This is a genomic window from Caballeronia choica (assembly GCF_001544535.1).
Lineage (GTDB): Bacteria > Pseudomonadota > Gammaproteobacteria > Burkholderiales > Burkholderiaceae > Caballeronia > Caballeronia choica.
The window spans coordinates 1-815 of sequence record NZ_FCON02000547.1 but is presented as its reverse complement, the minus strand read 5'-3'; the positions used below and the strand labels follow the sequence as shown (position 1 = coordinate 815).

The following is an 815-nucleotide window of genomic DNA, read 5'->3' as shown; positions in this document are numbered from 1 at the left end:
GGCTTTGTCGCAGTAAGTGTCGGGTATCATGCGCCTCACAATAGAACGATCGGACGCGTGATGACGATTCTGAATCCAGCCTTGGCACGGGTGCTCAGGCGTTTGCACTATCCGCTCGACGTGATCCTGACGTGCGTGCGCTGGTATGTGGCCTATCCGCTGAGCCTTCGACACCTGGAAGAGATGATGGCGGAGCGCGGAATCTCAGTCGACCATTCAACCGTGCACCGCTGGGCCATCAAGGTGTTGCCGGTACTGGAGAAGACCTTTCGCCGCCACAAGAAAGCCGTCGGCCGGAGCTGGCGAATGGACGAAACGTATATCAAGGTCCGAGGCCAGTGGAAGTACTTGTACCGCGCAGTCGACAAGGAGGGTAACACGGTGGATTTTCTGCTGCGCGCCCATCGTGACAAGGCCGCGGCGAGGCGTTACTTCGAAAAGTCAATCGAGCAAAACGGTGAACCCGAGACGGTCACAATCGATAAAAGCGGAGCGAACCTGGCCGCGCTGGACGCTCTCAACGCGGAGCGGGAAACACCGATAAAGATTCGCCAGAACAAGTATCTGAACAATGTTGTCGAGCAAGATCATCGGGCGATCAAGCGACGCACGCGGCCTATGCTCGGCTTCAAGAATTTTCGTTGCGCCCGGATCCTGTTGAGCGGCATCGAGCTCATGCACATGATCGCCAAGGGCCAAATGCAAGACCTTGACATCGGATACACCCGTGCTCAGCAATTTTACTCACTGGCGGCATAAGCAATCCTACTTATATCACCGTTTGTTCGCCATCTTGCCCTTACCGCGACAAAACC

Annotated in this window: 1 protein-coding gene; it reads left to right on the top strand. The window is 56.0% G+C overall.

What is annotated here, in order from left to right:
- Positions 1-60 precede the first annotated feature (60 nt).
- On the top strand, positions 61-759 hold the full coding sequence (locus AWB68_RS45630) for an IS6 family transposase (RefSeq protein WP_087650517.1): 699 nt from the start codon (positions 61-63) through the stop codon (positions 757-759).
- Positions 760-815 lie beyond the last annotated feature (56 nt).